Raw genomic sequence first — 24822 nt, 5'->3', positions numbered from 1 at the left:
CTTGGACACCATCACCGCGCAACTGTTGAGTAAGGTCAAAGCCCGTTTTCGGCTTTCGCGCCGCAAACAGAGCCTACTTGAAGGCGCGTGCGGTCGCATGGCAGGCTGCTGGCACAGGGAAACACGATCAGGACCATGGCCCAGCACAATCAGTTCGCCGAAACAACGCCGGATGGCGCGGCTGTGTCACCGGATGTGGCCATCAACGAGGTGCTGGAAATCAGCACCTCGCTGATTGCGCAGGGTCAGACGTTTCTGGAAAGCCTGTTCCGCCCCTGGAACTTCTATCAGGTGCTGATCGTTGTCGGTCTCTTCGTCATCGCCCATCTGATGCGCGCCGTCCTTGGCCCACGTATTCGGGCGTGGATGGCCGCGCGGGAAAACTGGCCGAAATGGCGGATGCGCGTGCTGGTCGTGGTGCACCAGCGCCTGCGCGCCATCTTCTTCGTGACGCTGATCTGGGCGGTGATCTATATCATGCGCGAGGTCACCTGGCCCAGCCGCAGCTACCTGCTGGGCATCGTCGGCACGCTGGCCTTTGCGTGGCTGGTGATCGCCTTCGCCACACGGCTGATCAAGAGCCAGCTTCTGCGCCGCACCGTCCGCTATGGCGCGTGGATCTGGGTCACGTTGCAGATCCTTGACCTGATCGACCCGGCCGAGCGTCTGCTGGACAGCATCGGGTTCAGCATGGGCGCGATGCGGTTCTCGCTGCTGCTTTTGGTGCAGGGGCTGGTGATCCTGACGGTGCTGGTGGCGCTGGCGCGGTTCTTCACCACGACCACGGCGGCGCGGATCAAGGGGAACGCGGACATCAGCCCCTCGATGCAGGTGCTGATCGTCAAGGGCGTGCAGATCGGCTTTTACGGGCTGGCGTTCTTCGTGGGTGTCCGCGCGCTGGGGATCGACCTGACGGGTCTTGCGGTCCTGTCGGGGGCGATCGGTGTCGGCCTTGGTTTCGGTCTGCAAAAGGTGGTGTCGAACCTTGTTTCAGGCGTGATCATCCTGCTCGACAAGTCGATCAAGCCCGGTGACGTGATCAGCCTTGGCGATACCTTCGGCTGGATCAACTCGCTGGGCGCGCGCTATGTCTCGGTCGTCACCCGCGACGGGCGCGAGTATCTGATCCCGAACGAGGATCTGATCACCGGACAGGTGGTGAACTGGTCGCATTCCAACGAATTCGTCCGGCTCGACATCCATTTCGGCACCGCCTACACCGACAACCCGCACGAGGTGCGCCGGATCGCCATCGAGGCCGCGCAATCGGTCGACCGCGTGCTGAAATCTCGGCCCGCTGTCTGCCATATCGTGGGCTTCGGTGACAGCTCGGTCGATTACATCCTGCGGTTCTGGATCACAGACCCGACAGACGGGCTGACGAACATCCGCGGCAACGTCTATCTGGCGCTTTGGGATGCCTTCAGGGACAACGGCATCAGCATTCCGTTCCCCCAGCGCGAGGTAAAGCTGCTGGAAAGCGAGCGCGTGAACGTGACGTTGCAAGACTAAGACCAGCCGCGCCCGCGCGCCACCGCCATAAAGGCACAAAAGCCGCGCATCGCTGCGCGGCTTTCGTTTCGGATCGGTCGAACCCTACTTCCGGTTCATCCGGTTCTGGATCAGATCATCCACCACCGAAGGGTCGGCCAGTGTCGAGGTATCGCCCAGCGCACCGAAATCATCCTCGGCGATCTTGCGCAGGATGCGGCGCATGATCTTGCCGGAACGGGTCTTGGGCAGGCCCGGCGCCCATTGGATCAGGTCGGGCTTGGCGATGGGGCCGATCTCGGAGCGGACCCATGTTTCCAGTTCCTTGCGAAGCTCATCGGTCGGCTCTTCCCCGTTCATCAGCGTGACATAGGCATAGATGCCCTGCCCCTTGATGGCATGGGGATAGCCGACCACGGCGCTTTCGGCGACCTTGGGGTGGGCGACAAGGGCGCTTTCCACCTCGGCGGTGCCCATGCGGTGGCCGGAGACGTTGATCACGTCGTCCACGCGGCCGGTGATCCAGTAATACCCATCCGCATCGCGGCGGCAGCCGTCACCGGTGAAGTAGTAGCCTTTGTAATCCGCGAAATAGGTCTTTTCGAACCTTTCGTGATCGCCCCAGACGGTGCGCATCTGGGCGGGCCAGCTATCCTTGATGCAGAGCACGCCTTCAGCTGCGGTGTCGGTGATTTCCTGACCTGTGGTTGGCTCGAGGATCGCCGGCTGCACACCGAAGAACGGCAAAGTGGCCGAGCCGGGTTTCGTCGCCGTCGCCCCGGGCAGCGGGGTCAGCAGATGGCCGCCGGTTTCGGTCTGCCACCATGTGTCCACGATGGGGCATTTGCCCTTGCCGACGACATCATTGTACCAGTTCCAGGCCTCGGGGTTGATCGGCTCGCCCACGGTGCCAAGGACCTTGAGATGGCTCAGGTCGTAGTTCTCGACAAAGCTGTTGCCCTGCCCCATCAGCGCGCGGATGGCGGTGGGCGCGGTGTAGAACTGGTTCACCTTATGCCTTTCGCACACAGCCCAGAAGCGCCCCGCGTCGGGATAGGTCGGCACGCCTTCGAACATCAGCGTGGTGGCACCATTGGCCAGCGGCCCGTAGACGATATAGCTGTGGCCCGTGACCCAGCCCACGTCAGCGGTGCACCAGAAGATGTCCCCGTCGTGATAGTCGAAGGTGTATTGATGGGTCATCGCCGCATAGACGAGATAGCCGCCGGTCGTATGCACCACACCCTTGGGCTGGCCGGTCGAACCGGAGGTGTAGAGGATGAACAGCGGGTCTTCAGCCGCCATTTCTTCGGGCGGGCAATCGCCGCCGACCTTGTCTTCCATCTCGTGCAGCCAGTAATCCAGCCCGTCGCGCCATGCGACCTGCTGGCCGGTGCGCCTGACCACCAGACATTTCACATCGTTGTAGTCATGCAGCAGCGCCTGATTGACGTTGTCCTTCAGCTTGGTCACGCGCCCGCCGCGCGGTGCGCCGTCCGATGTGATCACGACCTTGGCGTCACAGGCGTTGATCCGCGCGCCAAGTGCCTCGGCCGAGAAGCCGGCGAAGACGATAGAATGAATCGCCCCGATCCGGGCACAGGCCAGCATCGCATAGGCGGCCTCGGGGATCATCGGCATGTAAAGGACCACGCGGTCGCCCTTGCCCACGCCCATATCCTTGAGGACATTGGCCATCTTGCAGGTCTTGGCGTGCAGTTCCTTGTAGGTGATATGCGCGGCGGCATCATTCGGGTCATCGGGTTCCCAGATGATCGCGGTCTGGTCGCCGCGCGTCGCCAGATGGCGGTCGATGCAGTTGGCGGCGACGTTCAGCGTGCCGTCCTCGAACCAGCGGATGTCGATATTGCCGGGGGCAAAACTGGTGTTCTTGACCTTCGTGAAGGGCTTGATCCAATCCACCCGCTTGCCGTGCTCGGCCCAGAAGGCGTCTGGGTCGCTGACCGAGGCGGCATACATCTTTTCGTATCTTGCCTTGTCGGCATGCGCAGCGGCGGCCATTTCAGCCGAGGGCGCATAGAGTTTCGCGGATTGGTCAGTCATGGCGTCTCCCCCCAATTGACAGTCTTTGCAGTCAGCGCGGCGCGGCCTCGCTGCCTCCTCCGGGGGCAATCTTCACGGTTTTGTGGGTGAATCCAAGAGAGCGCCTGCGCATGGGGCGGGATTTGTAAAGAAAATCACCTTGCGCGGGAAATGGGCAGAAAACTTCTTGACAGCCCGTGTCGCTATTCCGCCGCCGCCGGCACACCCAGCCCGCCGATATCCGCCAGACGCGCGATGACGTCATCGACGCCCTTGCCGTGGCGCAGGCTGGCAAAGATCACGGGCAGGTCGCCGCGCATCCTTGCAGCATCCCGCGCCATCACCTCTAGCGAGGCCCCGACATAAGGTGCCAGATCGGTCTTGTTGATCACCAGAATGTCCGAGCGCGTGATCGCAGGGCCGCCCTTGCGGGGAATTTCCTCGCCCGCCGCCACGTCGATGACATAGACCGTCACATCCGCCAGTTCCGGGCTGAACGTGGCCGAAAGATTGTCGCCCCCGCTTTCGATCAGGATCAGGTCGAGGTCCGCATGACGCCCGCGCAGTTCGGCGACAGCGGCAAGGTTGATCGAGGCATCCTCGCGGATCGCGGTATGCGGGCAGCCGCCGGTTTCCACACCCATGACGCGGTCGGCGGGCAGGATCTGCATCCGCATCAGCGCCTCGGCGTCTTCCTGCGTGTAGATGTCGTTGGTGATCACGGCGAGGCTGATCCGGTCCTTCAGCGCGCGCGCAAGCTGCGCGGTCAGCGTCGTCTTGCCCGCGCCCACAGGGCCGCCGATGCCGACGCGCAGGGGTCCGTTGGGTGACATGGGGGGCCTCCTATGATCTGAAAATGCGCGGTTGCTGGGTTTCATGCTGCATCGATGCGGTATCGACGGCGAATGTCGCGGAACCGATGTCGTCGAGGGTCGCGGCCTCTGCCGCCGCGGCCACCGACAGGATGGCGGGCGCGAGGCCTGCAAGGATGCGCTGTCCTTCGGTCTGGCCCAGCGGCATCAGACGTTGCGCGGCCTGCACGAGGTTCGACAGGAAAGCCTGCAACCAGACCTGCAGGACCGGCGGCAACGGCAGACCCGCCAGCGCCGCCGCCCGGCCCACCGCGACAGGAAAGGCCATGTCGGGCAGGTCCAGCCCCCAGACGGCCCGTGTCGTCGCGGCAAAGGCCGCCCCCTGCTGCAGGGTTTCCATCCGGCGTTCGCGGCTGGGGGCAAGGGCTGCCGCGAGGTCCGCAATCGCGCTCACATCTTGGGCCCGATAAGCCTCGCACAACAGGATCGCATCCGTCCGGCCCGCGCCCTGCGCCAGCACCGCCGAAAGCCAGTCCGCCAGATCATCCCGCCCCGTCACGTCGCCCCGCGCGATGGCGCGTTCCAGCCCGTGCGACCACGCGAAGGCCCCCACCGGATAGGCCGGCGACAGCCACTGCGTCAGCGTCAGAAGGCCCGCGTCACGCATGGGAATGACCGTGGTCGTGCCCCATCGTGCGGCCATGGCCATAGGCCCCGCCTTCGGGGGTGAAGGGGCCGGTCACATCCTCGACCCGCGCACCCAAGTGTTCCAGCATGGCGCGCATGACCTTCTCGCGCTGCACATAGAGCGCGTCGTCCGCGATCGCACAAGGCGCGTGGCGGTTGCCGATATGCCATGCCAGACGGGTCAGATCGCCCGTCACCCGCATCAAGGGTTCATCGGCTGCGACCACGGCGACCTTTCGACCATCGGTCAGAACAAAGGCGTCATGATCCGTGACAGAGGTCGTCTGCGCCAGATCGACCAGAAACGCCTCGCCCTGATCGGTGAGCAGCTTCTTGCGGCGCAACAGACGCGCGTCGTAGGTCAGGCTGACCGTGGCATCAGCCTGACCGTGAAAATGGATGATCGCGTGGGCCACACTCATGCGTGGCCCCCGGCGTCATGCCCTAGACGTCGTGGGGCGTGACCATGCGGAATGCCTCGGCGCGGGTCAGGCCCTTTGCGGCCAGTTCGGCGTCGGACATATTCGCCACAGCGCGCAGGGCCTGCGTGCGGGCGTTGTTCATTGCGTAATGCTCGACCCAGCCAGCCAGTGCGGCGAAGGGTGCCAAAAGCACCTCGGCCAGGATTTCGCGGTTGGTAATCAGTGTGTTGTCGGGACGGAGTGCCATTGTCAGCCTCTTGCGTGTGAATGTCGTTCCTCCCGACACGACAGCTATGCCCCACCCCGTGGTCCGGCAACGTCCAAAACTGCAAAGCCATCATGCGACCCATGCAAGGCTGCCCTTTCAAAACAGGAAATACCGCTGCGCCATCGGCAGTTCGGTCGCAGGCTGGCAGGTGAGCAATTCGCCATCGGCGCGCACTTCGTAGGTCTCGGGGTTCACCTCGACCTTCGGCATGGCATCATTGAGCTTGAGGTCCTTTTTCCCGATCCCGCGCGTGTTCACGACAGGTAGTGTCTTCTTGGCAAGACCAAGGCTGTCACCGATCCCTGCATCCTGTGCCGCAGCACTCACGAAGGTCACCGCCGAGTTTTCAAGCGACCGCCCGAAGGCCCCGAACATCGGCCGCGTATAGACCGGCTGCGGTGTGGGGATCGAGGCATTGGGATCACCCATCTGCGCGGCCACGATCGTCCCGCCCATCAGGATCATCTCGGGCTTCACGCCGAAAAACGCGGTGTTCCACATCACGAGATCAGCCCGCTTGCCCACCTCGATCGACCCCACATGCGCCGAGATGCCATGCGCGATGGCCGGATTGATCGTGTATTTCGCGATATAGCGGCGGACGCGCAGATTGTCGTTGTCGCCCTGTTCCCCGGCCAGCGCGCCGCGCTGCACCTTCATCTTGTGGGCGGTCTGCCATGTGCGGATGATCACCTCGCCCACGCGGCCCATGGCCTGACTGTCAGAGGCGATGATCGAGAAAGCCCCCATGTCGTGCAGGATATCCTCGGCGGCGATGGTCTCGCGGCGGATGCGGCTTTCGGCGAAGGCCACGTCCTCGGGGATGGATTTGTCGAGATGGTGGCAGACCATCAGCATGTCGAGATGTTCGTCGATGGTGTTGACGGTGAAAGGCCGGGTCGGGTTGGTGGAGGATGGCAGGACATGCGGCTCGCCACAGATCTTGATGATGTCGGGGGCATGGCCGCCGCCCGCGCCTTCGGTATGGAAGGCGTGGATGGTGCGGCCCTTCATGGCGGCGACGGTGTTTTCGACAAAGCCGGACTCATTGAGCGTGTCGGTATGGATCATCACCTGCACGTCCCAGGCATCGGCGACGCCAAGACAGCAGTCGATGGCGGCAGGCGTCGTGCCCCAATCCTCGTGCAGTTTCAGACAGGATGCACCCGCAAGCACCTGCTCTTCCAAGGCAGCCGGAAGCGAGGCATTCCCCTTGCCCGCAAAGGCGAGGTTCATCGGAAAGGCATCCGCCGCCTGCAACATCCGCCCGATGTGCCACGGCCCCGGCGTGCAGGTGGTTGCGAGCGTCCCATGCGCAGGCCCCGTCCCGCCGCCGATCATCGTAGTCAGGCCGGAATGCAGCGCATCTTCGATCTGTTGCGGACAGATGAAATGGATATGGCTGTCGATCCCGCCCGCAGTCAGGATGCGGCCTTCACCGGCAATCGCCTCGGTCCCCGGGCCGATGATGATGTCGACGCCTGGCTGGGTGTCGGGGTTGCCCGCCTTGCCGATGGCGGCGATCATCCCGTCCTTCAGACCCACATCGGCCTTGTAGATGCCCGTCCAGTCCACGATCAGCGCGTTGGTGATGACCGTATCAACCGCGCCTTCGGCCCGCGTGCGCTGGCTTTGGCCCATGCCGTCGCGGATCACCTTGCCACCACCGAACTTGACCTCTTCGCCATAAAGCATGGCATTCTTGCCTGACCCGTCCCCTGCCGCAGAACCGGCGCGTTCCGCCGTCAGGTCGCGCTCCACCTCGATGATCAGCGCGGTATCGGCGAGCCTGACACGATCGCCCACCGTCGGGCCGAACATTGCCGCATAATCGGCGCGCGAGATCGTGGCGGGCATGGGGGACTCTCCGTCTTAGGTCTTGGGGGTGGTTTCCTTTCCGTCCCAAGGCGCATCGGCGACGGTCACGGTCTTCTTGCGTGGCGCAGCCTTGGCTTGGGTGGAAGGGGCGGGTTTCGGGTCGGCCACCGCCGCGACTGGCGCTGGCGCTGGTGTCGCTTCAGGCGCTTTGGCAACGGGCGCGGGCGCGGGCTTCGGCATCTCTGCCTGCACAGGCGCAGGGGCCTTGGTCGCGGCAGGCTTCGCTGCGGCTTTCTTTGCAGGTTTTGCCTTGATCGCCGGTTTGGCCTTGGCAGCAGGTGCGGCAGGCTTTGGCGCGGCTTGCGCTGGCGCTGCGCTCTTTGCAGCTTCGGCTTTCGCCACAGGCGCAGTCTTCGTCTCGGGTGCTGTCGGCGCAGCGGCAGGTGCTTCTGCCTTGACCACAGGCGCAGCCTTGACCGGAACAGCCGGCTTGGCGACAGCCTTCTTCACTGCGGCCTTCTTGACGGTCGCCGCTTTTGCCTTGGCTTTCCTGGCGACAGCCTTCTTCGGCGCGGCTTTCTTTGCTGCAGCAGGCTTTGGTGCCGCCGCTTCGGACGGGGCGTCTGGTGCCATGAATGGCATCACCATCGCACGGCGGGTCGCGATGGTCTGGTCAATGAATACATCTGTCAGGCGCATCTGCTGGCCGATGATCGCACTGGCGGCATGCATGGCTTGGGCGGAAAGTGTAAGGGTAATGGCGGGTGTCATGAATAATCCCCTCGGGACAAGTTTCGGCTAGCCCGATCATATCCCAAGAAATGCGGCACTGCAGCATTTTTCTGCGTTGCAGCGTATGGACACCCGTCATCGCTCACAGTTTGCCCATCACTTGCCCGTTGAATCCGTAAATCCGGCGGTCTCCCCCCATCGGGATCAGGTTCACCTCGCGGCGCTGTCCCGGCTCGAAGCGCACGGCGGTGCCTGCGGCGATATCCAGACGCATCCCCCGTGCCGCCGCACGGTCGAAATTCAGCGCCGGATTGGTCTCGGCGAAATGGTAGTGCGAGCCGACCTGCACGGGCCTGTCACCGGTATTGGCCACCTCCAGCGTGATCGCCTTGGACACGGCATTCAGCGTCAGTACGCCTTCGGCGGCAAGAACCTCACCCGGTTTCATTCTGCACCCTCCGCTTCATCTTGCCCAAAATACGCATATGCCTAACGGATCGGGTCATGCACCGTCACCAGCTTGGTGCCATCGGGGAAGGTCGCCTCGACCTGCACCTCGTGGATCATTTCGGCGATGCCATCCATCACCTGATCGCGACGCAGCACCTGCGCCCCCGCCTGCATCATATCCGCGACCGAGCGCCCGTCCCGCGCCCCCTCGACCACCGCATCGGTGATCAGCGCAATCGCCTCGGGGTAGTTCAGCTTGACACCCCGGGCAAGCCGCCTGCGCGCGACTTCGGCCGCCATGGCGACAAGCAGTTTGTCTTTTTCACGGGGGGTCAGTTGCATCGGTCAAAGTCTCCAGACACGCGGGATCGGCACGTCGGCCAAGGCGGTAATGACGCCAAGCATCTGGTGGCGCAGATCAAAGCCATCATTCGCCAGGAGGCGCACCAGCAAAAGATCATCGGCAATCAGGCTTGCGCCACTCAGGCCATCAAGGCGCAACCGCCCGTATCTTTCGGCCGCCGCAGGCCCCGCCAGCAGCACCGTCGCCATGGCCCGCGCGCCCTGCCCGGTCGCCTGCCGTGCCATCAGCGCGGTGGCATCGCCCGCAAGACTGATCGCATCGGCAAAGACCAGCGCACCATCGCGCCAGACCCGCCATTGGTCACGGAACAGGACCGCGCGCACAGTCTCGCCCATCGCCTGACGGCCCAGCACCAAGGGCTCCACGATCAGGGCAGAGCCATCGCCCACCAGATGCACCGACAGCCTGCGCGACAGGGCGGCGTGATCGAAAAGGATGGTTTCCTGCGGGATCCAGTCGATGCGGGCACCGGCACCGGCCCGCAGGGTGACATCGACCTGCGCCACCTCGCCGGGCTGGGCGCGATAGCCGCGCTCGGCCGCCTGACTGGACAGGACGATATGCGCCCCGGCCTCTGCCTCGGCGGCAATCACCATCCGGTCACCGCCCGTCAGCCCGCCTGAGGTGTTCAGGAACACCGCATCCAGCGCATTCCCCCGCACCCGCGGAAACAGCGCCTTGAGCGCGCCTTCCTGCCGCAGATCGGCGATCACGCTGTCCTGCCCGCGCCGTTTGGCACGCAACAGCAATGACCCGCGCGCGCGCGGCGGCACAGGGCTTGCCTGATCGTAGGGGATGGGGGCAGAGAGGGTGATCTTGAACGCTCCGCGGACATGCTTTGCGCTTACATTGCAAAGAGCCGTCTACCCTGACCAGTGGCAAGGCGGAAAAATCGGGGCCTTGCGACACCAAATGCGCAAGACGCACAAAAAAAGGGCACCCGCAGGTGCCCTTCTTGACATGATTGCGTCGGCCTTACGGCTGGTCCATCCGCACCGCATAGCGGACACTGCCTTTGACCGGTCTGCTGAAGTTCAGATGGACATTGCGCCGATTGGCCCCCTGCTCGCCCCGCGACCATGGCAAATCGAAGACCGGCGACCCGCCATTGTCGGTGATCGCACCCTCGGGCATCACCTGTTCGACCGTTTTCGCATATCCCGCGAAGGGCAGGGCATCGCGGGTTTCCAGAACCCAGGTCGCGGCTGCCGTCTGCTGCTGGTGCAACAGATAGGCAGGGTTCGACACAGGCTCGTTCACGTTGTGGAACGTATTGGCCTGAAACACGAAACTGCGAGTCCGGCCATAGTCGAGATCGGCAAAGGTCGTATCCACATGTTCGACGCGATCAATCGCGCCGTTGATCGACCGGAACACGTTCCCGACCACGGCAAAGCCGTTGATGAAATGGCCCTGCCCGTAAGGCTTGATGACGATGAAATTGAACCACGGGGCGACATCGTTGGTGGTGAACATATTGCCGGTGATGGTCAGGCCACCAAAGGAAAACTGATTGCTGAAGGCCGGATTGCTCTCGTGCTCGTTCGTCCATTCGATAAAGTTGTTGTCGCAATAGTTGCCGGTGAAGATGCTCTTGGGATTGGGTGCGGTGATCACGATCCCCCCTTTGCGCACTCCGTTCACGTCATCGTCGCCATGAAACCAGTGATTGCCGACCAGCAGCGTGCCAGAGCCTGCCAGAACGCAGAAATGCAGGAATTTGCTGACGCGGTTCGACCGGATTTTCACGTCATTGGCGTTGGCGTTGAAGCCGATGCTGACACGGTTGCCAACCACCACGCCTTGCTCGTCCGAGATCAACTGGCACCGGTCCAGCATCATCCCCTGACACCCGCGCCCCGGTGAGGTGATCCCGCGGTTCTTCGGGCGGTTGATGAAGCAATCACGGACATGAAAGGTAAAGCCATCCGGCGCCATCATGATGCCGCTGGCCACACCACGGCCCTGAAACTCGATATCCGAGAGGATGAACTGGCTGAACTTCTCGTAGCCCGAAAAGTCGAGCAGATACTTGAAGCGGGTAAAGGTGAAGACCTGCGTGCCTTCCGCATCATAGAGAGGGCTGCTCAATTCGATGGTCTGCGCGCTGGTGTTCACGGATGTCACGTAGATCTCGCGCCCGACACCATTGCCCGTGACAAGTGCACCGACCGGAATGCTGGTCGCATTGACCACATTGGTCAGCCGTTTGTTGTTGCTGACGGCATAGCTCGCCTGCGAGGTGACGACCTGCGTATCCCATGCCGCGCTGTCGTCGGGTTGGAACTGGCCGTTGCGGATGACGCGGCGGGTCTCGAAACGGGTGCGGGTCGGATCGCATGCCTGCATATCGACGGGTGCGGTCAGCAGCACACGACGACCGCACAGATCGAGTGAATCGTGATCGGCAAAGTTGATCAGCGCCTGATAGGCCTTCTTGAAGGCCAGCTCCTCGTCCTGAAACGCCGCCAGATAGCTGTCATAATCGTAATCACGCTGCAGGATGAAACGATGCTCGGGGTTCTGCACGATCCTGCCCTGAAACCGGACAGGGTTTTGCATCGTGACATTGCCGCCGAGAAAGTAGACCCCCGCGGGCACCATGACCGCCTTGCCATTGGCAGCACTGTCGGCGGCGACAAAGGCCGCACGGTCGTTGGTCACACCATCGCCAACCGCGCCATAGTCGCGCACGTCCACCAGCCCGACCAGATCGCGGGTAAAGACAGACGAGACATCCTCGATGGTGATGTCGTCGATCCGCACGATACCTCCGGTCGCGCCGGTCAGGTTCAACCCGAAATGCCCGTATTGCGCGCCATGCCATGGCAGGTCCACGCCGGTCCGGTCGGCGGTCGCGACGATCCCCTTGATTTCAACCACCTGTCCATAGGTGGTCAGTTGCACCGGTGCCGCCGCCTGCGGCAGGCCCGCCACCGGCAGACCGCCAGCCATTCCCGCCCATCCGGCAATCGCGACGGCGGGCATCGGACCCGCCACCGCCTTCACGCGCACGGTGATCTGCAGATAGCACCCCGGCAGGATCGGTGTTTCGCCCATGTAGCGCAGCTTTTGCGTCGTGCTCTGGGTCAAGATCTCGAGGCACCCGCCGAAGTCCTGATCGGCGGCGACGAAATTGCCCGACCCGCTGAGCGCATAGGTATCCGACCCCGGCGTCCCGTCCCCGCTTGACCAGAGGGCAAGACCTACGGAAAACGGCAGGGGATCGAAAACGATCCCATCGGTGATGGCTTTGTTCATGGGGTATCCTTCTGGCTGATCGGATGCACCGGACGCAGGTCCAATGCGTTGCCAGAAAGCTAGCCCGAGGGTCTAAATCACCCCTTGGCCCACCGTCACGCGGGGCCAGGCAACGCCCATGCCTTAGGCGCTCAGGTCCGGAGCAGGTAGCAGCTGGACACCGTTGATCTGCCAGCCCTCGGATGTTTCAACCATCTGATAATCAAGGATATGCAGGTTGCCGTTCTTGTCGCGGACCATCACCTTCTGCCAGAGAAAACCGTTGATATCCCGCAGTTCCAGAAAGCTGACATCAGCGTTGTCCCAGACCATCGGATACCCCTGCTGGACCATCATCCCGAAGTTGCCGGGATTGCCGAACAGACGTTTGATATTCGGGCTGGCATATTGCCACGCCCCGTCGATGTCGCGGTCGTTGAAGGCGTCAAGCTGGCTGCCGATCACCCCTTCGATGGCACCGGAATCCTGGGCGACGGCCGCAGTCACCGAAAGCCAGAACCCAAGAACAAGTCCGAAAATACGCATGATCCGCGATCCTCTCTGTGGTCTCCTGTATGGAAGATACGCAAGCAGGCGCGGATTAGTTTCGTTTTTTGTCGGTCAGGACAGCTTTTCTTCGATCAGCGCAATCGTCTCGTCGACACCGTAAAGCGCGATGAACCCGCCGAAGCGCGGTCCCTGCGAGGCCCCCAGCAGCACCTCGTAAAGCGCCGTGAACCAGTCGCGCAGCGGCTCGAACCCGTGCTCTTTGCCGACGGCAAAGACCATCGACTGCAACTCTTCGGCATCAAGGCCGCCGTCCCATGCCTTCAGCCGCGCGACCAGATCGACCATCGCCGCCCGTTCCTGATCGGTTGGCGCACGATAGACCTTCGCGGGCTTCACGAAGTCGTTGTAGTAGCGCACAGCAAACCCTGCCGCCTGATCCATCTGCGGATTCTTCGCAGCCGTGGCCTCGGGCGCATAGCGCTGGATGAACCCCCAAAGCGTTTCCTTGTCCTCGGCCCCCGACACCGAGGCGAGGTTCAAGAGCATCGCAAATGGCACAACCATATCGGACACCGGCACGTCAGGCCCGTGAATATGGAACACAGGATTGTTCGCCCGCCCCGCATCATCCTGCGTGCCATAGGCGCGCAGCTGCTGGTGATACTCGTCCACCGCTTTGGGGATCACATCGAAATGCATCCGCTTGGCCGTCTTTGGCTTTTGATACATGAAATACGACAGGCTTTCGGTCGCGGCATAGGTCAGCCATTCGTCGATCGAGATCCCGTTGCCCGAAGATTTCGAGATCTTCTGCCCGTTCTCGTCGAGAAACAGCTCGTAAGAAAAGTGGTTCGGCTTGCGCCCGCCCAGTATCTCGCAGATGCGGTCATAGATCGCGGTGTTAGTGGCGTGTTCCTTGCCGTACATCTCGAAATCGACGTCCAGCGCCGCCCAGCGCGCGCCGAAGTCGGGCTTCCATTGCAGCTTAACGTTGCCGCCCGTGACAGGCAGCGTCCATTCGCGGCCATCGGGATCATCGAAGGTGATCTCGCCCCTCACCGCGTCCACATGCTTCATCGGCACGTAAAGCACGCGGCCCGTCTCGGGGTGGATCGGCAGGAAGATCGAATAGGTCTCGCGACGCTCTTCACGAAGCGACTTCAGCATCACCTCCATGATCGCGTCATAGCGTTCCGCCGCCCGCAAAAGCACCGCATCGAACTGGCCCGAGCGGTAGAATTCGCGCGCCGAGTAGAATTCATACTGGAACCCGAAAGTATCAAGGAACCGGCGCAGCATCGCGTTGTTGTGGTGGCCGAAACTTTCATGTGTCCCGAAAGGATCAGGCACATCGGTCAGCGGCTTGTGCATATGCTGGGCCAGCATGTCTTGCTGGGGCACGTTGCCCGGCACCTTGCGCATGCCGTCAAGGTCGTCCGAAAAGCAGATCAGCTTGGTCGGAATATCCGAGATCACCTCGAACGCGCGGCGGATCATCGTGGTGCGCAGCACCTCGCCGAAGGTCCCGATATGCGGCAGACCCGAGGGGCCATAGCCCGTCTCGAACAGCACATACCCTTTTTCGGGGTCCTTCTTTTCGTACCGTTTGAGCAATGCGCGCGCCTCTTCGAAAGGCCAGGCCTTTGATGTCATCGCTGCGTCACGAAAGCTGCTCATGGATTTTCTCACATATTTGTGGGGGCAAGGTGCCCGCCGGAACCCGCACTCCCTATTGCGAGAGTGACACCGGGTCAATAAATGTCGGTCATTGACAAAGGACAGACCCATGCTTGAAGACGCACCGCTTTCCGCACAAGACGCGCTTGCCGCGCTCATGATTGCGGTATCGGCCTCGGACGAACATATCCGCACCGCCGAACTTGTGAAAATGAGTAACGCTATCAACAACTTGCCCATTTTCGCAGGCTACGATGCCGAACGCCTGCCGCAGATGTCGCGGATGGTCTTCGATCTGCTGGAACAGGTGGACGGTCTAGATGCCCTGTTCGGTCTGATCCGTGATGCGCTGCCGGAACGGCTTTATGAAACCGCCTATGCGCTGTCCTGCGATGTCGCGGCGGCTGACGGCAGGATCGTCGGCCCCGAGGCGCGCATGCTGGAAGAGATTCGCGATGAACTGAACCTTGACCGCCTGCATGCTGCCGCCATCGAACGCGGCGCGAGGGCGCGGCACATGACCCTCTAGGCGGGCAGTCGCGTCGCGAGGTGGCGCACGATCTTGCCCTGCATAGCCCTTGCGCGGCGGCTCCAAGCCACGGCGCCTTGCGGGCGTTCTGCACCGCTGCGCTTGCCCTCTTCGCGGCGGGGCAAATCAGACGAGAAAATCGCGAAAACAAGGTTGCGGCCCTGCTCGGTCCGGACATACCCCGCAAGTGACGACACGAAATTGAGCGTGCCGGTCTTCGCCCGGACATCCAGACCCTGGCGCAGGATCTCGGTGCCCGCATCATCGAAAACGCGCACGGGCCGCAGGATCGGGAACAACTGGTCATGCACGCGGGGGGCCGCAAGGATACCGACCATATCCGCAGGGCTGATCCGCGAGGCATCCCCAAGTCCGGAATGATCGACAAAGGCAGGTGCCACGCGGCCCTCGCACCGCAAGGACGCCCAGTCGGACATGGCCACAGCCGAATCCTGCAACCCGACCCGCTGTCCCAAGAGCGCCTTTGTCGCCGACATGCCCGTCACCTCGGCCGACAGGTTGATCGAATTGCGCAGCATGAACTGCAACTGCTGGGCCAGAGGATTACTTTGCAGACGTGCCAGAACCGGCCCCCCCGGCTGCGTCGGCGTCTGTTTCGGGGACTGCAGGACGACGCCATTGCTGCGCATGAAGGTCGCAAAGACCTCGCCTGCGTAAAGTGCCGGATGGCGCACCGGCAACCAACGCGAGCCTGCATCGTTCAGCGAACTGCGCGCGACCGTCCACCTGTCGGCATTGCCAGCATTGGCATAGGTGAAGACCGGTGCGGCACGGTCGACAATATCGACCTTGGCGACCGTCACGGCAGGGCGATAAGTGTCGCTGCGCGCATCTACGAATGTCTCGAACCCCTCGCCCGCGCGTTTCCATTCGAAATGGACGCGATTGTAATTCAGGTTCAGCCCCGTGATCGTGGGATTGTAGCCGAAATGGTCCAACTGGCTCGGGTCGATCTGATCGACCTTGCGCAGGGCTTCGTCCCAGACAAGGAAATCCCCCTTCACCTCGCGCAAGCCCGCGTCCTTCAGTCTGGCGGCGAGGGTCGCCAGATCATCCGTCGCCAGATCGGGATCGCCGCCGCCGGCAAGGATCAGGTTGCCCTCGACCACGCCGTTGACAATCGGCCCATCGGCATGGACCCGCGTTTCGAACCGGTGGCCTGCGCCCAGCGACTCGAGCGCGTAAAGTGCTGTCACCGCTTTGGCCGTGCTTGCGGGCGGCTGGGCCACAGCGCCCGCGATGTCTTCGATCACGGCACCCGTCGCCAGATCGGTCACAACAACCCCCGTCACACCCGTCAGCCCTGCCTCTGCGACAAGTTTCCGGATCGCATCCTCGGCTGGCACCCGCGCGACCGGCCGCATCGAGGTGAAAGGCGCCTCGCCGAAGGCCGCCGTGGCAAGCACCGACCCCGTGGCCGCCAGCATCGCGCGTCTGTTCATCCGCATCACCATTCCCCCCGTGCTCGGATCGCGCTGGAAGACTGGTCGGACATCGGCACATTGATGAACGTCCAAGCCGGAGCCTCCAGATACCCCAGGACATGCGACGCACGGCCCATGATCCGGGCCTGCCGATAAACCTTTGCCGCCTTCGACCGGCGCGCGCCGATCCTCTGGCCCGGTCGGGCCATCACGCCCACCGGCACCGTTTCGATGATCCAGCGCCAGTCCTGCCAGCGGTGGAACTGTGCCAGATTATCCGCCCCCATGACCCAGACAAAGCGCACACCCGGATAGCGGCGGCGCAGCGCCCTGATGGTCTGCGCGGTGTAACGCGTGCCCAGATGCGCCTCGATATTGGTCACGGTGACCCGGGGATGCCGCATGATCGCGCGGGCCGCCTGCATCCGGTCCTGCAAAGGCGCCGGGCCATGTGCCTTCAGCGGGTTCCCCGGCGAGACCAGCCACCACAGATGATCCAGCCCGAACCGTTTCAGCGCCGCTTTCGAGATATGCACATGCCCTTCGTGCGGCGGATCGAAAGACCCGCCCAAAAGGCCGATGACCTGGCCCGCGCGCGCTTGGGGACCACCCTTCACACGACTGATCCGAAACTGCACAACTGTCCTTCAGACACGTCGATCTCTGCCCATTGCCCTGTTTTGCGCCCCACTAGCCATTTGAAGCGCATCGAAGTCAATGTTCCAACCCAAATTGCGGTGATCAGACCTGATAGCGGACAAAGGCGAAGGCGCCGCTGTCGGGTGCCCAGCTCGGGACATTGATCGTGCCTTGTCCGCCGAACAGCCTGCAAAGCGTCTCGGCCCTTCCACCCATCGCAGGCATCAGTTTCAGCGCCACATCGAGATTGGCCGGATGTCCCTTGGTCTTGGGCGGATAGGCCAGATAGACCACCTGCGCCCCATCGGGCGAGGGATGCGGAAACCAGTTGACCGCCGCATCCCCGGTCATCCGCTGCAAGCCCGTGCCATCGGGACGGATACGCCAAAGATCCACCGCGCCGTCGCGTTCACCGTTGAACCAGATCCACTGGCCGTCGGGCGTGTAATCCGGCCCGTCCACATGATCGAAGGCATCGGTCACACAAATTTCCCCGCCCCCCGCTGCCGCGACCGTATAGAGCGCGAACCTCTTTCCCCTGTGCCCGACATAGGCCAGCGTCCCCCCGTCAGGCGACCAGCCGTGCCAGTAGGATGGCACCTTGTCCGTCACCCGCTGCGGCGTGCCGCCAGCGATTGGCAGCGTGTAGATACAGCTTTTGCCTTCTTCGGTGCTGTCACTGATCACCAGCCGCTGACCATCCGGCGAAATCCCGTGGTCATTGTTGCAGCCGACCGCAAAGCCGGTGTCGATCAGCGCGAGCGACGGCGCATCCAGCGGCAGGCGATAAAGCCGCCCGCCACCGTTCACGATCAGATAGCCGTCAGGATGCCAGTTCGGGGCCTCGATATGCCCTTTGTGGCGCAGGATCACCCGCGCCTTGCGGCTGGCAAGATCGTAGAGGCAAACCTCGCTGATCACGCCGCACCGGCGGGGACATAGTCAAAGCGGGTAAACCGCGCCTCGCGGCCATGACCCGTCATGTCGAAGGCCACCATCCCCACGAATGCGCCGGTGAACGAGGCATGTTCGCCCTGCCCGCCTTCATCCGAGATGACAGAGGCGTCCAGAACAGGCCCGAAGGGCCGCCAGTCGCCGTCCAGAAGAACAAAGAACTGCTGGGCCGCCAGATCGACCTCGACTTTCAGCCGGACCGGCCCTTCCGGCAGGGGCATGGGTTCCGCCGCCATCACGACATTGCCGCCCGGCCAGTCGCCCGGACATGAGAGAAGCACCAGCGCCCGCCCGATCCCGGGCTCGTGCGAGACAACGGCGGCGTGATACTTGTGGCGGTTGTAATAGGTCGCAAGGCCCGCACCCTCTTGATAGGTTTCGGGGGCGAAATCGACCTCGGTTTCGGCGGCATAGCCGGGGTCCTCTTGCCTGCGCGCGACAAGGGACTGTTCGTTCCAGCTTCCGATGCTTTCGCGCCCGATCAGGGTCAGCGCGTCCGCGTCCTCGCGGAACAGACGCTCCTTCTGCGGGATACGCAACCACTGAAATTCCATCGGCAGCGGCCCGCCCAGCTTGCGCCTTACCGCCGCGCGTGGCGCTGCGCTGGCCCCTGTCGGCGAGGGCACCTCTGCGCGCGCAACCATTCCGCCCGCCTTGAGGTAAAGCCAGTCATCGCGCCATTCGACCTCTTCGATCCCGGTCTCGCGCCCCGTGGCGCAGAACGGCCCCGGCTGCTGCGGGCGGCCCATCAGGAAGGTGTGATAATGGCGGCCCCAATGGGTCTCGACATACTGGCCGTGGCCGGTGCGCTGGATCGGGCTGTCGGACCCATCCGCGCAGATCACGTGCCGGTTCGGATGATCCTCATAGGGACCCCAGATATCCCGTGACCGCGCCATGGTGACGGCATGGTTGTAACCGGTCCCGCCCTCGGCGGTCGTCAGGTAGTAATAACCGTTGCGCTTGAAGAGATGCGGCGCCTCGGTCAGCCCGCGTGGCGTCCCTGCGTAGATGTTCCGGACCGGCCCGAAGAGCCCGCGCTCGGGCGACCATTGCTGCAACAGGATACCGTCAAAGGCGTCATGCGCAGGATTACACCCCGTGCCCTGCCCGCGATGGTTCCAGCGCATGTTGACGAACCATTTGCTGCCATCCGCGTCATGGAACAGCGACGGATCGAACCCCGAGGCATTCACGAACCACGGATCGGTCCAGTCGCCGTCTATCGTCTCGCAAGTCGTGATGTAGTTGAACGCGTCCTTGTAGCTGCCATCCAACCGCTTCACATCCGTATAAACCAGCCAGAACCTGCCGTCCGCATGGGACAGGCAGGGTGCCCAGATGCCGCCGCTGTCGGGGTTGCCACGCATGTCCAAAAGCGCCGCGCGGTTCAGAGGCCGCGCCACCAGCCGCCAGTTCACCAGATCACGCGAATGATGGATCTGCACACCGGGATACCACTCGAAGGTCGAGACGCCGATGTAGTAATCCTCGCCCACACGGCAGATCGACGGATCGGGGTTGAAACCCGGCAGGATGGGATTGCGGATCATCTGCGAGCCTCGGACTTGAAGTTGCGCAAAGCGGGTGCCGCAGGGGGTGACAGGGGTTTCATCGTTGCCTCCTATAACGATTACGGAAGAGGCCACCATGCCGCCCCGCGAATGTCAATCACAGGATCGGGGCCATGTGGCCGATTGGTGGTTGAGATTCCCCGGCAGGACAGGCGATATGGCGCGCAAGCCGATAATATGCGCGAAAGGAACCACGATGACGGAATTGACGACCAGAAACGGCACGAGGGTCACAAGGTTTGCTTTCGGCACGATGCAATTCGGCGGCAAGGCGGATGAACGGGCCAGCCATGACATGTTCGGCGCTTGCCGCGCGGCGGGGATCAACCACTTCGACACCGCCGTCGGCTATACCGGCGGCGCGTCCGAGACGCTGCTTGGCCCGATGATCCGGGCCGACAGGGACGCCCTCTTCATTGCTACCAAGGTCGGCTTCGAAGGGGGCGCTGGCCGCGCGAACATCCTTGCGCAATTCGATCAAAGCCGACGCCAGCGCGGCGAGGACGCCGTCGATCTGCTTTACATGCACCGTTTCGACGATGCCACACCACTGCAAGAAACCTTCGAGACGCTGGCCGAGCTTCAGCAATCCGGCGCGATCCGCTATATCGGCGTGTCGAACTATGCCGCTTGGCAGGTGATGAAGGCGCAAGCGGTCGCCCGCGCCCTTGGCACGAAAATCGACGCGATCCAGCCGATGTATAACCTCGTCAAACGGCAGGCCGAGGTCGAGATCTTCCCGATGGCCGCCGATCAGGGGATCACGATCTTTCCCTATTCGCCCTTGGGCGGCGGGTTGCTGACAGGCAAATATGCGAAGGGCGCGCTTGGACGGCTGGCCGAGGACAACCGCTACAACGCCCGCTACGCGCAAGGATGGATGCACGACTGCGCGGCGCATCTGGCCGAACTGGCAGCGACGATCGGGCAGGACCCGGCCACCTTGGCGGTCGCATGGGCCGCGCGCCATGCAGCACAGCCGCGCCCGATCATTTCGGCGCGGTCGACCGAGCAACTCGCCCCCTCTCTTGCGGCGCTGGATTTTGTCATGGACGACGCACTTGCAGACCGGATCACCGCGCTCAGCATCACGCCAGCGCCCGCAACCGACCGGGTGGAGGAAGCATGATCGACTTTCTGGTCATCGGTGGCGGGATTGCCGGCGTTTCCGCCGCCGCGCGCCTGTCCGAACTTGGAACTGTCACCGTGCTCGAGGCCGAGGACGCGCTTGCCTATCACGCCTCGGGCCGGTCGGCGGCGCTGTTCGAGGAAAACTACGGCAAGCCTTCGACGGTCGATCTCAACAAGGCAAGTCAGGCCTTTCACGCCGCAGCCGATGTCCTTAGCCCGCGCGGGCTTATGCTGGTGGGCGGGGCGGACCAGGCCGCGCTCTTTGCAGCCGACCAGACCGCGATGAAGCTGACATCGATCACGGTGGACGAGGCTTTGGGCATGGTCCCGATCCTTGACCGCCGCGTGATCGACCGCGCAGCCTATGACCCGCACGCCTGGGACATCGACACCGACAGGTTGGTGCAGACTTTCGCCAGAACAGCACGCGGGAACGGCGCCGAGATCGCGACGAAAGCCGAAGTCACGGCCCTGTCCCGCATCGCCGGCGGTTGGTCGGTCACCACAAGGACCGAGATCTACGCCGCCCGCACCATCGTCAATGCCGCCGGTGCATGGGCCGACCGGATCGCCGTGATGGCAGGCATCGCGCCGCTTGGGCTGACGCCGCTCCGCCGGTCGATGGCGCGTATCCCCGCCCCGGGCGGGCATGACGTCAGCGGCTGGCCGATGCTCTTTGGTCCGGGCGAGGACTGGTATGCGAAGCCCGACGCAGGCGCGCTGATCGTCTCGCCCGCCGAGGAAGACCTTGTCGAACCCCATGACGCCTATGCCGATGACATGGTGCTGGCCGAAGGGCTCGCGCGGTATGAGGCGAACGTCACCGAACCGGTGACGCGGCTCTTGTCCTCTTGGGCGGGTCTGCGAACCTTCGCGCCGGACCGGTCGCTGGTTCTGGGCCCCGACCCGGCCGAGCGGTCCTTTGTCTGGTGCGCAGGACAGGGCGGCTACGGGATGCAGTCATCCCCCGCCGCCAGCCAGCTTCTGGCCGATCTGGTCGCCGGGCGCACACCGGAATTGCCGCACGAAACGGTGCAAGCCCTTCTGCCGGCTCGCTTTTCGGGCGCGTGATGTGGTGCGGCGGGCAGCGGGGCGGATCGCTGATGCGCCCCGGTGCTGCGCCACTGTCCTATGCGTCGATCCGGATCCTCGCGTTGGTTGGATCGTAAGGGCTGTCCTCGACGATCTCGGCGGGCCAAAGCTGGTCGAGCATCTTGACCCGCAACTGCGTGCCCACCACGGCGCTGTCGGGCTTGACATACCCCATGCCGATGGATTTTCCGAAAGCCACCGAATAACCGCCCGAGGTCAGGCGGCCGACGCGGTTGCCGTCCCTGTCATAAAGCGCCTCGCGGCCCCAAGGGTCGGCGTCGTCGGGGCCGTCGATCAGCAGGGTCACGCATTTGCTGCGGATGCCCTTCGCCTCCATCGCGGCCTTGCCGTAAAAGTCCTTGGACAGGTCCACAAAGCGCGGCAAATCCGCCTCGAGCGGGGTGGCGTCGCGGCCAAGCTCATTGCCGAAGGCGCGATAGGATTTCTCTTGCCGCAGCCAGTTTTGCGCCCGCGCACCGACCAGTTTCATGCCCTGTGCCTCGCCCGCTTTCTCAAGCAGGTCAAAGAGATAGTTCTGCATTTCGATCGGGTGGTGCAGTTCCCAGCCCAGCTCGCCGGTATAGGCCACACGAATCGCGTTGACGGGGCACATGCCCAGTTCGATCCGCTTGGCCGACAGCCACGGGAAGCGCTTGTTCGACAAGGCGGTGGCCGGATCGGCGTCCTTGATCACCGCGTTCAGCACGTCGCGCGATTTCGGTCCGGCGATGGCGAAGACGCCCCAGCGGGTTGTGACATTCTCGACCCCCAGCCACTGGCCGGTCGCGGCATTGGCGCTCCACCAGTCCTCTTCCGCCTTCTTGAGATAGTCGCTGTCGTAGGCCTCCCATGCGCCGGCGGAGACGAGGTAGAATTCATCCTCTTTCAGCCGGACGATGGTGTATTCGGTGCGTGTGGTGCCATGGCTGGTCAGCGCATAGGTCAGATTGATGCGCCCGACTTTCGGCAGGCGGTTGCAGGTAAACCAGTCGAGAAAAGCCGCAGCACCCGGGCCGAAGACGCGGTGCTTGGCGAATGCGGTGGCGTCGATCAGGCCCACGCCTTCGCGGATCGCGCGGGCCTCTTGCACGGCATATTGCCACCACCCGCCACGGCGGAACGATCGGCTGGCGTGGTCGTCAAACCCTTGTGGCGCATAGTAATTCGGGCGTTCCCAACCGTTCACCAACCCGAATTGCGCGCCGCGTGCGGCCTGACGGTCATAAGCCGGAGACGTGCGCAGCGGGCGGCAGGCGGGGCGTTCTTCGTCTGGGTGGTGCAGGATGTAGACGTGGTCGTAGGCCTCTTCGTTTTTGCGGGCGGCCCATTCGGTCGTCATCCAGTCGCCGTATCGCTTGGGGTCAAGGCTGGCCATGTCGATCTCGGCCTCGCCCTCGACCATCATCTGGGCAAGGTAATGGCCCGTGCCGCCAGCCGCCGTGATCCCGAAACTGAAGCCCTCGGCAAGCCACATGTTCCGCAGTCCCGGGGCCGGACCCACCAGCGGGTTGCCGTCGGGCGTATAGCAGATCGGGCCGTTGAAATCGTCCTTCAGGCCGCTGTCTTCACAGGACGGGATGCGGTGGTTCATGGCCATGTACTGCGCCTCGATCCGTTCCAGATCGAGCGGGAAAAGATCGGCGCGGAAGCTGTCCGGCACGCCGTATTCAAAGACCGCAGGCGCGCCCTTTTCATAGACGCCGAGGATCCATCCGCCGCGTTCCTCGCGCACATAGGATTGCGCGTCGGCGTCACGGACAACGGGGTGTTCGACATTGCCCGCCTTGCGGAACTCGACCAGCGCAGGATCTTGATCCATCACGATAAACTGGTGTTCGACGGGGATCGCGGGGATCTTGATGCCCAGCTTTTTCGCCGTGGTCTGCGCGTGGTTGCCCGAGGCAGTGACGACATGTTCGGCGGTGATCACGATCTGCTCGTCGGAAGGGACAAGATTGCCGCCTTTTTCGACCATGCGGGTCGCGGTGACCTCCCAGGCGGTGCCGGTCCAGTGGAAGGCGTCGGCCTGCCATTTGCGTTCGATCATCACGCCGCGCTGGCGCGCACCCTTGGCCATCGCTTGGGTCACATCGGCGGGGTTAATGTAGCCGTCGGTGTGATGATAAAGCGCGCCTTTCAGGTCTTCGGTATTGATCAGCGGCCATTTCGCCTTGATCTCGTCAGGGGTCATCCAGACGTAAGGCACGTCGCAGGTCTCGGCGGTCGCGGCATAGAGCATGTATTCATCCATGCGTTCCTGCGTCTGCGCCATGCGCAGGTTGCCGACCACGGCGAAGCCTGCGTTCAGGCCGGTTTCTGCCTCCAAAGTCTTGTAGAAATCAACAGAGTACTTGTGGATATGGGTTGTCGCATAGGACATGTTGAAAAGCGGCAGAAGACCCGCCGCGTGCCATGTGGACCCGCTTGTCAGTTCGTCGCGTTCCAGCAGCATGACATCGTCCCACCCAGCCTTGGCGAGGTGATAGGCGATGGATGTGCCGACCGCGCCGCCACCGACGACCAGAGCTTTGACTTGCGTTTTCATGACCTGCGACTCCCATGGGTTCTTGGCGCGTAATCTGCGCGAAATGGCACGGCCATGAAAGAACCAGCCGACGCGTTTGGGCGCGAAAGCGACAAGCGGCACGCAACGCGCGGTGCGCCGGTCGCCGTCCGCCCCCCGAATCGGGGATGAATGCGTGTGTTTGTTGGGGTTTTGCGGTGCTGCATCACGTCGGCATAACGTCGGCATGACGTCGGCGGGCTGGGGACAGAAAGCGGGGTTAAGGATGCATGCGGGGAAGATGTGAATGGGGCATTAACCTTTGGGGCCAGTTCGTGTGACAAGCAGGGGTCCGTCCGCAGGTCTCGGGGAGACTCTTCATGGTTGCAATGCAACCGGCGCTGCGCCAAACAATTGACGACGGGGCGTTCCCTTTGTCGC

22 protein-coding genes are annotated in these 24822 nt (G+C 63.2%); 4 read left to right on the top strand and 18 right to left on the bottom strand.

The window, feature by feature from the left end; all coding sequences use genetic code 11:
- Nucleotides 1-135 precede the first annotated feature (135 nt).
- Nucleotides 136-1512: a mechanosensitive ion channel family protein gene (locus V7N12_RS03055; RefSeq protein ID WP_333712608.1), complete on the top strand. Its 1377-nt coding sequence runs from the start codon at nucleotides 136-138 to the stop codon at nucleotides 1510-1512.
- 84 nt (nucleotides 1513-1596) lie between these two features.
- Here V7N12_RS03055 and acs read toward each other — a convergent pair whose 3' ends face one another.
- The 13 genes from acs to V7N12_RS02990 form a co-directional block, all read right to left on the bottom strand.
- Complete coding sequence (gene acs / locus V7N12_RS03050; RefSeq protein WP_333712607.1) at nucleotides 1597-3555, bottom strand: acetate--CoA ligase; 1959 nt, start codon at nucleotides 3553-3555, stop codon at nucleotides 1597-1599.
- A gap of 182 nt (nucleotides 3556-3737) precedes the next feature.
- On the bottom strand, nucleotides 3738-4367 hold the full coding sequence (gene ureG / locus V7N12_RS03045) for an urease accessory protein UreG (RefSeq protein WP_333712606.1): 630 nt from the start codon (nucleotides 4365-4367) through the stop codon (nucleotides 3738-3740).
- 10 nt (nucleotides 4368-4377) lie between these two features.
- Entirely contained in the window at nucleotides 4378-5013 is a 636-nt protein-coding gene (locus V7N12_RS03040) for an urease accessory protein UreF (protein WP_333712646.1), read from the bottom strand.
- A complete protein-coding gene (locus V7N12_RS03035; RefSeq protein WP_333712605.1) occupies nucleotides 5006-5455 on the bottom strand; it encodes an urease accessory protein UreE in 450 nt (149 codons plus the stop codon). Before V7N12_RS03035 ends, V7N12_RS03040 begins: the two co-directional genes overlap by 8 nt.
- Nucleotides 5456-5477: 22 nt before the next feature.
- Nucleotides 5478-5702, bottom strand: a complete 225-nt coding sequence (locus V7N12_RS03030) for a DUF1127 domain-containing protein (protein ID WP_333712604.1) — start codon at nucleotides 5700-5702, stop codon at nucleotides 5478-5480.
- Nucleotides 5703-5819: 117 nt separating this feature from the next.
- On the bottom strand, nucleotides 5820-7580 hold the full coding sequence (gene ureC / locus V7N12_RS03025) for an urease subunit alpha (protein ID WP_333712603.1): 1761 nt from the start codon (nucleotides 7578-7580) through the stop codon (nucleotides 5820-5822).
- A gap of 15 nt (nucleotides 7581-7595) precedes the next feature.
- Entirely contained in the window at nucleotides 7596-8312 is a 717-nt protein-coding gene (locus V7N12_RS03020; RefSeq protein WP_333712602.1) for a hypothetical protein, read from the bottom strand.
- A gap of 103 nt (nucleotides 8313-8415) precedes the next feature.
- Entirely contained in the window at nucleotides 8416-8721 is a 306-nt protein-coding gene (locus tag V7N12_RS03015; protein WP_333712601.1) for an urease subunit beta, read from the bottom strand.
- Between the two features lie 41 nt (nucleotides 8722-8762).
- A complete protein-coding gene (locus V7N12_RS03010) occupies nucleotides 8763-9065 on the bottom strand; it encodes an urease subunit gamma (protein WP_333712600.1) in 303 nt (100 codons plus the stop codon).
- A 3-nt stretch (nucleotides 9066-9068) separates the two neighbouring features.
- Entirely contained in the window at nucleotides 9069-9830 is a 762-nt protein-coding gene (locus V7N12_RS03005) for an urease accessory protein UreD (protein WP_333712599.1), read from the bottom strand.
- A 232-nt stretch (nucleotides 9831-10062) separates the two neighbouring features.
- On the bottom strand, nucleotides 10063-12348 hold the full coding sequence (locus tag V7N12_RS03000) for a glycosyl hydrolase family 28-related protein (RefSeq protein ID WP_333712598.1): 2286 nt from the start codon (nucleotides 12346-12348) through the stop codon (nucleotides 10063-10065).
- Nucleotides 12349-12471: 123 nt separating this feature from the next.
- Entirely contained in the window at nucleotides 12472-12873 is a 402-nt protein-coding gene (locus V7N12_RS02995; RefSeq protein ID WP_333712597.1) for a DUF4864 domain-containing protein, read from the bottom strand.
- 75 nt (nucleotides 12874-12948) lie between these two features.
- Complete coding sequence (locus tag V7N12_RS02990; protein WP_333712596.1) at nucleotides 12949-14514, bottom strand: lysine--tRNA ligase; 1566 nt, start codon at nucleotides 14512-14514, stop codon at nucleotides 12949-12951.
- 109 nt (nucleotides 14515-14623) lie between these two features.
- Here V7N12_RS02990 and V7N12_RS02985 point away from each other — a divergent pair, with 109 nt between their 5' ends.
- A complete protein-coding gene (locus tag V7N12_RS02985; protein WP_333712595.1) occupies nucleotides 14624-15043 on the top strand; it encodes a tellurite resistance TerB family protein in 420 nt (139 codons plus the stop codon).
- On the opposite strand, the gene dacB is transcribed toward V7N12_RS02985, so the two are convergent.
- From dacB to V7N12_RS02965, 4 genes are all read right to left on the bottom strand, one after another.
- Nucleotides 15040-16506: a D-alanyl-D-alanine carboxypeptidase/D-alanyl-D-alanine endopeptidase gene (gene dacB, locus V7N12_RS02980; protein WP_333712594.1), complete on the bottom strand. Its 1467-nt coding sequence runs from the start codon at nucleotides 16504-16506 to the stop codon at nucleotides 15040-15042. The two genes, V7N12_RS02985 and dacB, sit on opposite strands and share 4 nt — an antisense overlap.
- A gap of 5 nt (nucleotides 16507-16511) precedes the next feature.
- Entirely contained in the window at nucleotides 16512-17126 is a 615-nt protein-coding gene (locus V7N12_RS02975; protein WP_333712592.1) for a nicotinate-nucleotide adenylyltransferase, read from the bottom strand.
- A gap of 103 nt (nucleotides 17127-17229) precedes the next feature.
- Nucleotides 17230-18048, bottom strand: a complete 819-nt coding sequence (locus V7N12_RS02970; protein WP_333712590.1) for a TolB family protein — start codon at nucleotides 18046-18048, stop codon at nucleotides 17230-17232.
- Nucleotides 18045-19634, bottom strand: a complete 1590-nt coding sequence (locus V7N12_RS02965) for a glycoside hydrolase family 43 protein (RefSeq protein ID WP_333712588.1) — start codon at nucleotides 19632-19634, stop codon at nucleotides 18045-18047. Before V7N12_RS02965 ends, V7N12_RS02970 begins: the two co-directional genes overlap by 4 nt.
- 217 nt (nucleotides 19635-19851) lie before the next feature.
- Here V7N12_RS02965 and V7N12_RS02960 point away from each other — a divergent pair, with 217 nt between their 5' ends.
- Entirely contained in the window at nucleotides 19852-20784 is a 933-nt protein-coding gene (locus V7N12_RS02960) for an aldo/keto reductase (RefSeq protein WP_333712586.1), read from the top strand.
- On the top strand, nucleotides 20781-21857 hold the full coding sequence (locus V7N12_RS02955) for an NAD(P)/FAD-dependent oxidoreductase (RefSeq protein ID WP_333712584.1): 1077 nt from the start codon (nucleotides 20781-20783) through the stop codon (nucleotides 21855-21857). Before V7N12_RS02960 ends, V7N12_RS02955 begins: the two co-directional genes overlap by 4 nt.
- Before the next feature lie 58 nt (nucleotides 21858-21915).
- Here V7N12_RS02955 and V7N12_RS02950 read toward each other — a convergent pair whose 3' ends face one another.
- Nucleotides 21916-24423: a GcvT family protein gene (locus V7N12_RS02950; RefSeq protein WP_333712582.1), complete on the bottom strand. Its 2508-nt coding sequence runs from the start codon at nucleotides 24421-24423 to the stop codon at nucleotides 21916-21918.
- Between the last annotated feature and the right edge of the window lie 399 nt (nucleotides 24424-24822).

This window comes from Yoonia sp. (genome assembly GCF_036770585.1).
In the GTDB taxonomy this organism is placed as follows: domain Bacteria; phylum Pseudomonadota; class Alphaproteobacteria; order Rhodobacterales; family Rhodobacteraceae; genus Yoonia.
This window is presented reverse-complemented; position numbering and strand designations above follow the sequence as displayed.